Origin of the sequence: Bacillus sp. BB51/4, from assembly GCF_008368845.1 — a bacterium.
In the GTDB taxonomy this organism is placed as follows: Bacteria; Bacillota; Bacilli; order Bacillales; family Bacillaceae_G; genus Bacillus_A; species Bacillus_A wiedmannii.
In genome coordinates, this window is sequence record NZ_QOSC01000041.1 from 1 (window position 1) to 7,939 (window position 7,939).

Genomic DNA, 7,939 nt, shown 5'->3' on the forward strand with positions numbered 1-7,939 from the left:
CTCTATATCCTAATCGTCAATACCTTTTATCCTTTTTATTTTATAAATTCTAAAGGGTATTGAACCTTCTTCATTTATACTCCGTTCCTAGAGATTAATAAACTGGTGCAATCACTTTCATAATCGACAGTTTATACTCTCTTACTTACACCTTTCTAAAGAATGAATAGCAAGCCAAACAAATATATATTAAAGGTAGCACTTTTTATTTAGAATACATTCCAGCTGTATTCACAATTATCTCCTACCACTTCTCTCTAGGAATTATAAATACACCATGCATTTACTAAAAATCTAATTAACTTAGGAGGCGTTATGAAATGCATGTTAATAAGAAAATCATTTATGTATCCCATGATGCCCATTTCCACGGAGCACAGCTGCTTTCTTTACATACTATTAAAGCTCTTAAAGAAAACTTTCATTACTCCGTCGCAATTATTTCTATTGGAACGGGCATTTTAATCCACGATTTTCAAAAGTATGGTCCTGTTTATTGCCTAGAGGCAGACTATCCAACGGAAAAAAAGGTCGAATTATTAATAAAGAAGTTACTATCACAAGACTATACCATCGCCATATGTAGTACCGTCATAAGTGGTGACATAGTTGCATTACTAGCTAAACACAATATAAAAGTTATTTCATTAATACATGAATTGCCGCATTTAATACAACAGTACTCTGCCGAGGGGAAAGCGAGAAACATTGCCCAGTTCGCTTACAAAATTGTCTTCCCTTCACAGTACGTGTATGAAAAATTCCGTACAATCACCCAATTAGATCATCAAAAATGTCACATCCTCCCTCAAGGCTTGTTTAACCACAATCCTTATAAGAACAATATTGCAAAAGCTAAAAAGTCCCTGTTATAGGGTTTAAAAACGCTGGAGGTTTTGAAGATGTTGTTACGGAACAAACTGGCGCCTTAGTAGACTTTTTAAATTTACTGCAGGTGCTGGAAAGAATATATGAATTTATTGGAGATGAAGACTTACGATTACAAAAAGGACGCTTTGGCCAAGAGCTTATTGAAAAAGATTTCAACTTTCTTCATTACATTTATCAACTGTTAAACCTACTTGATCATAATTACAAAAAAATAAGCGTAATCATACCAAACTATAATTACGAAAAATACTTACCTGACCGAGTTAAATCCATATTAAACCAAACCTATCCCCTTTACGAACTAATTTTCCTAGACGATGCCTCTACTGACAATAGCGTATCTATATTTGAACAGCTGCTCTCAAACGAAAATAAGCCTCACCTAAAAGTTCAGCAGATTATTAATGATACAAACTCTGGTTCTGTATTTAAACAATGGATAAAAGGCGTCTCTGCAGCAACCGGTGATTATATTTGGATTGCAGAGGCTGATGACTTATGTGATCAGACATTTTTAGAAGAAGTAATACAAGGGTTTCATATAAATAATAATGTTACCTTAAGCTACACACAATCAAAACAAATAGATGAACAGGGAAATATCCTGGCCAATCATTATTTGGATTACACAAATGATATTGATAAAGAAAAATGGCAGCGTCCTTATTTCCGAAAAGGGATAGATGAAATACAAGATACGTTACTTATCAAAAACACGATACCTAATGCCTCAAGTGTAGTTTTTAAAAACATAGACATGAAAACAACAGCAAAACAATTAGAAAAGTTTAAAGTAGCTGGTGATTGGTTTTTCTATGTTTCTATTCTTAAAGAGGGTAACATTTATTTCAATCCAAAACCAATAAACTATCATAGACGACATACAAATAGCGTAACGAGAACAGAAGATTCATATTCCCATTACAGTGAAGTTGTACAAATGCAGAATTTCATTAAAGAAACCTTCACTATCGACGACATTTCAAAAAAGAAAATGTACACATATAGAAAGTATCTTAAAGCATATTTGAAGATTGAATGATATATTTTCTTCGCCATCAGTATCTCTTGTAAGACGTTACTATCATTTAAGGGGGGTTAATCATTGAAAGAATTTATAGAAGTAAATAAAGATTTGCTTTCTCAAATTGCACACAACTACAATGTAAATGCAAGTATCCATCCAGAGGATCATATCTTTCAATTCCTTGTCACTAATCCAGTCTTCCCATCTAAAAAAGAAGCGATAGATTATTATTTTCAAGATGGGAGAAAATCCGCAGAAACACTCTTAGATTTAATTACTTCCTTTTATCCTCCTATAGACACTCCAATAAAATTATTAGAATTCGCATCCGGATATGGCTGCGTAACACGTCATTTATTAAACCTACAAACGAACTTAAGTATAACTACCTGTGATATACATGAAGAGGCTATTACTTTTATTGAAAACGCATTAAATACTTCTTCTATCTTATCTCACCCTGAACCTGAACAAGTAAAATTGGCCTCGTCTACGTATGATATCGTCTTTTGTCTATCCTTTTTTTCTCATATGCCTGATACAACTTGGTTTCGTTGGCTTCAAACATTGTATAATGCTGTTTCTCCTGAAGGCTTACTCATTTTCACAACTCATGGTTATCAAAGTACAAAGTACTTCAGCTTTCCAGATTTAAATAAACAGGGTTATTGGTTTCTCCCTTCTAGTGAACAATTAGATTTAGATGTTCATCAATACGGGCAAACGATCGTTAGTCCCTCTTACGTATGTGACAAAATTAAATTATTACCCTATAACCCTGTCATCAAAAAATACACTGAAGGTTTTTGGTGGGAACATCAAGACCTTTGGGTAATAAAAAAAGAAATAAAATAATAAACCACGCTCTACTGATACAAAAGTAGGGCATGGCTTATTATTTTTTACTATATAAGAACTCTTCAATCCATAGCTTATTTAATCTAATTCCACTTTTGAAATCTATTTTCGGTTCCCAATTACATTCTCGTCTTACTCTATCTATATTTAAAATGATCTTTTGAACATTTTCTTGCCTTTGTTTATAGCAGGTAAAGTCCACTTTTCTTTCCGTTAATTTCTCCAATTCTACTATAATTCGTTTTAAAGAGAGACCCTTGCCGCTCCCTATGTTATACACACAAGATTTCAAACAATTTAATTGTGATAGTTGTATAGTGATTTCAACTAAATCATCGATATAAATATAATCTCGAATAATCTCTTGTGGATTCCCATATATATTAATCTTTTCATTACTGAGATGCTGATACAAAAAACAATTTATTGCCCCAACTTTCTTTAAAGGATTTTGATATTTTCCATATGGATTAGAATATCTACATACAACATAGTCAATTCCGTATTTTTTCTTATAAAAGTACAAGTAATTTTCAAGCGACACTTTTGTTATTCCATAAGGAGAAAGTGGTTTTAATGGATGTTCCTCATCAATAGGTAAATATTCCGGTTCACCGTAAACCGTGCCTCCAGAAGATGCTAATACAATTTTTTTAACAGGAAAATTTTTAACACTTTCCATGAAGTTAAGAAAAAAAAGCTACTGTTTATATCTCCGAAAACATCTTCAATTGAAGTTGCTACATTAAACGTTGCAGCTAAATAAATAATAACATCCACATTCACTAAAGCTTTATATATATCTTCAACATTTGCTAAATCACCTTTAATAAATTCAACATCACTTATAATATTTTGAGGAAAATTATTTATATGTCTGGAAAATACTTTTACATTTTGACCTTGTTTCAATAAACCTAATGCGAGGTTAATACCAATGAAACTATTTCCACCTACTATTAAATAATTATTCTTCCTCCTCATAATATCCTCTCTAGTAATAAGATTTTTGCTTATCACACCTAGAAATGCAACTAAATGAACTTGGTCACCTCTATTATTCATTCTCTTATAATTGTATGCCCCTTATAAATTTTCATTATCTTTATTTTATATTTTCCTTTTAGAATCTCTATCTTATTTAAGCTGACCGCAAAAAACACTCATACTATTTACTCATTCCCATGAATATATTGGATTAGTAAAAACTTCCCTTCTCCATAAATAAAAATTTCAAAAAGGAGGACTACATGTATGAAGAGTGTAAATCAAGAGCTTTTAAATCATGTAATCCTACATAAAGATCGAATCCCACATTTCCATAAAGACTTTCCACTTATACTATTCTGGAGCCATAGAAGCGGATGTACCGCCTTAGCTAATTGGTTCTTTTTTCAAATTGGATTGTTTAATGAAGCAAAGAAATACCATGACTTTATTCATTACTATGAATTCTGGGTGTATAAAAACAACACTAACTACATACCAGAGTTACAAAATGGGCTTCTAACAGCAAATAAAGATGTTTGTAAACTTGTACGGAATCCCTACAAAAGGGCCGTCAGCTCATTTTTATTACTTGCTGACAATCCATATGCTAGCCCTCAATGGGAAAATATCCGCCACTATTTGTATAATGACAAATATAGTAACCGTGGAGTATCATTTAAACAATTTTTATATTACATTCGAGCATTGGGTTCAAATTCCCTAGCAATGGACATACATTTTAGTCAGCAATACGTTCCAGGTGAAGAAAATTTTATCCAATACTATATTCCTTTAGAAGATTTTAATACACAAATCACCAAGATAGAACACACGTACGATTTGATTAAATCCAATTTAGCGCTTCTTACAAATTCAGATCATCATCGGGCTCATAAGATGCTTTATACAGGAAGCTATGCAGAACTCAGCATTACAGATGCCAACTTCCCTCGCTTTCCAACATATGAAAGCTTTTATGATGAAGAAACAATGGCGTTAGTTACAGAAATATATGCACAAGACTTTGAAATGTATCCGTACACAAAAGGGATATTCTAAGTCGATACATTCTTCAATGAATAAAAGCGAATGTATCGCATAGCATAAAGTGAAACTTTAATTAGCGAGGGGTTCTCTCCCGCTAATTATTCCATTCTACCAATCTCACTTTTATGGGTTCCCTAATGTCCACCCACTCTCTTTGATTTCACTGATTGTTGACGTGTGTGTCATATGCATTTTTTTACACAGGAGTGATGTCATGTGGAAGGTAATTTGAAGCACAATAATGGATATTGCGTTATTTGTGAGAAGGAAACTACATTTATAGAGCAGAATGATTGGCTTAGAGATCATTACTTATGTTCTACATGCCACTCTATACCAAGGCAGCGAGCTATAATCCATGTTTTAAATACATTTTTTCCTAAATGGGGTTCCTATCATATCCACGAATCCTCTCCTGGGGGAATTACAACTCAGCTACTTATAAAAAACTGCAAAAACTATACTTATTCTCAATACTTTAAAAACTATCCTCTCGGCCAATACTTTCAAGGAATTAGATGTGAGAACTTAGAAGATATGACTTTCCAAAATGAATCTTTTGATTTGTTCATTACTCAAGATGTCTTTGAACATGTAATGGAGCCAAACAAAGCCCTTAAAGAAATAGAGCGTGTATTAAAGCCTGGCGGTGCTCATGTGTTTACTGTCCCTTGGTATCATACACTCACAAAGACTTTACAAAGAGCAAGAATCAATAAAGAAGGAATCGAATATATTGCGGAGCCAATTTATCATGGTAATCCTATTGATGAGAACGGGTCTTTAGTAACATTTGATTGGGGTCAAGATATGATTGAATATATTTATACACATGCAAATATGTATACCATTGTTTATTTACAAAAGGATAGATCACTGGGGTTAGATGCTGAATTTCTACACGTTTTTATTAGTAAAAAACACGAAAATAATTTTTAGGTACTATATAATTTGGAGGTTAACAAATGAATAACTTCAAGTTAGGAAATGATTTTGATAACCTTGTTAGCCCGCTTTCTGATGTTGAACTTCTAAATCTATTTATACAAAGTTGCTCACAAACAAAGATAAACGGCATCCTAGTACCTATGTTCCCCCCTGAAGAAATTCAACAACAGTTTGTAGGTGCTTCCTATGAACATGCTCTTTATGAAGCATATTTGTTTTATAGCCATGTCAAAACATATGCCCAAAACTTAGGTGTTCCCTTGAATAACGAACGTAAAATTTTAGATTTTGGTTGCGGATGGGGAAGAATTATACGTTTCTTTTTCAAAGATGTTCGCCATAAAAATTTACTTGGTATTGATGTAGATCCTGCAATGATTAACCTTTGCAACGAAACGTTAGGAAGAGGTAGGTATAAAGTAGCTCCCCCACAACCTCCTGTAGAATTTATTAATGACAATTCATTAGATATCATATTCGCTTATTCTGTATTCTCACATTTATCCGAAGAAACAGCAGAAAATTGGATAAAGGAATTTTCAAGAATTCTTCGTCCAGGTGGCATCTTCATCGCCACAACACAAGCACGCTATTTTCTCGATTTCTGCCAACAATTCAAGGAACACCCTGAATTAATTCAAACCGGGTGGCATAAAACTTTATCTCAAGCGTTTCCAGATATAAATCGTGCTATCTCGGATTATGAAAGCGGCAATTTTGTCCACAGCCCTACGGGAGCTGGAGACGTTAGAAATAGTAGCTTCTATGGAGAAACCGTTATACCTAGAACTTATATTAAAAATCACTATGAGAAGTATTTAAAGCTACGGGATTTTTTTGATGATACAAACCGGTTACCCCAAGCTCTATTTGTTCTCCAAAAAGATTAACTCTTTTCGCTCATTGTATAATGAAGATCATTTTGTATCTCAGCCGTATATATTAAATCATCAAAGATTTCCATATCAAGCAAACTGTACAAAAGAATTCATTATGCAGCATAAACACAGTAAGTAAATAACATATCTCATACTTTAACTAGATTCGAAAAATCAAAAGTAACTTCCCACCACTTGAACTACGAACAACATAAGGGGGATATATCTTGAAAATAATCGCTTTTTACTTACCACAGTTTCATCAAATAAAAGAAAATGACCGATGGTGGGGGAAAGGGTTTACTGAATGGACAAATACTAAAAGTGCACGACCTTTATTTTCAGGACATTACCAACCTAGAGAACCTTATCAAGATTTTTATTATGACTTAACCACCCCATCCGTAAGAAAATGGCAAGCAGAAATCGCCAAAGCTCATGGCATATATGGTTTTTGTTATTACCATTACTGGTTTAAAGGGAAGAGGTTATTGGAGGCACCCTTTAATGAGGTACTTAAGACGGGCGAACCAGATTTTCCATTTTGCCTTTCTTGGGCAAATGAACCGTGGACGAAAACTTGGGATGGTCTTGATAGTCACATATTAATGCCTCAAAATTATGGAGAATTATCGGATTGGAAAGAACACTTTGAGTATTTATTGCAAGCTTTCCAAGATGAGAGATATATCCGTATAGACGATAAACCACTATTCATTATTTATCGTCCCGGGCATATCCCTCATTGTGAACAAATGCTTCATTATTGGAATACACTCGCACAAGAAAATGGTTTGAAAGGTATATACTTTGCAGAAACATTAAACAGCTTTCCACTTCCTAATATAAATGGATTTGATGCTAGCATTGAATTCGAGCCTTTTTATACAATTGCTCATGATGGCTCTTCAGACATAAATAAGACAATATATGAGTCTGGTAAACAAATAAACGCTTGGGATTATGATAAAGTGTGGATGTATATACTAAAACGATCTCCTCCAGAGAAAAAACATTTCCTGGTGCCTTTGTTGACTGGGACAATACAGCACGCCGCAAAGACTTAAATAGCAGCATCTTCCTAGGTTCTACCCCTAGGAAGTTCACGATATATTTAAGCAAACAAATCCAGCGTACCTATTCTCTTTACAACAGCGAGTTTTTATTTATTAATGCGTGGAATGAATGGGCAGAAGGTACTTACTTAGAACCAGATAAAAGGCATGGATTCGCCTATTTAGAAGGAGTTAAGCAGGCAATTAACAGAGGTATGAAAGCATACAAAAAAGACGAGTCATTC

At 33.7% G+C, this 7,939-nt stretch carries 4 protein-coding genes and 3 pseudogenes; 6 read left to right on the forward strand and 1 reads right to left on the reverse strand.

The features are described 5' to 3' along the window. Positions 1-320: 320 nt before the first annotated feature. Both DN392_RS30090 and DN392_RS30095 read left to right on the forward strand, forming a co-directional pair. A pseudogene (locus DN392_RS30090) lies at positions 321-1,933 on the forward strand (glycosyltransferase). 63 nt (positions 1,934-1,996) lie between these two features. Further along, positions 1,997-2,773, forward strand: coding sequence for a class I SAM-dependent methyltransferase (locus tag DN392_RS30095; protein ID WP_000657510.1), 777 nt, complete (start codon positions 1,997-1,999; stop codon positions 2,771-2,773). 40 nt (positions 2,774-2,813) lie between these two features. On the opposite strand, the pseudogene DN392_RS30100 reads toward DN392_RS30095, so the two are convergent. Continuing rightward, a pseudogene (locus DN392_RS30100) lies at positions 2,814-3,760 on the reverse strand (NAD-dependent epimerase/dehydratase family protein). A gap of 270 nt (positions 3,761-4,030) precedes the next feature. On the opposite strand from DN392_RS30100, the gene DN392_RS30105 reads away from it, so the two are divergent. From DN392_RS30105 to DN392_RS30120, 4 genes and pseudogenes are all read left to right on the forward strand, one after another. Continuing rightward, entirely contained in the window at positions 4,031-4,825 is a 795-nt protein-coding gene (locus DN392_RS30105) for a sulfotransferase family 2 domain-containing protein (RefSeq protein ID WP_061673146.1), read from the forward strand. A 204-nt stretch (positions 4,826-5,029) separates the two neighbouring features. Then, positions 5,030-5,752 carry a class I SAM-dependent methyltransferase gene (locus DN392_RS30110; RefSeq protein WP_061673145.1) on the forward strand — a complete coding sequence of 241 codons (723 nt, stop codon included), beginning with the start codon at positions 5,030-5,032 and terminating at the stop codon, positions 5,750-5,752. A gap of 26 nt (positions 5,753-5,778) precedes the next feature. After that, the gene (locus DN392_RS30115; protein WP_064057267.1) at positions 5,779-6,651 is read left to right on the forward strand and encodes a class I SAM-dependent methyltransferase; all 873 of its coding nucleotides are present in this window, start codon (positions 5,779-5,781) and stop codon (positions 6,649-6,651) included. A gap of 215 nt (positions 6,652-6,866) precedes the next feature. Beyond that, positions 6,867-7,939 (forward strand): annotated as a pseudogene (locus tag DN392_RS30120) (glycosyltransferase WbsX family protein); the annotation flags it as partial.

What these genes read in the sequence shown, in the direction of transcription:
- DN392_RS30115 (WP_064057267.1), top strand. Translation starts at nt 5,779, where the DNA reads ATGAATAACTTCAAGTTAGGAAATGATTTTGATAACCTTGTTAGCCCG.
- DN392_RS30105 (WP_061673146.1), top strand. Translation starts at nt 4,031, where the DNA reads ATGAAGAGTGTAAATCAAGAGCTTTTAAATCATGTAATCCTACATAAA.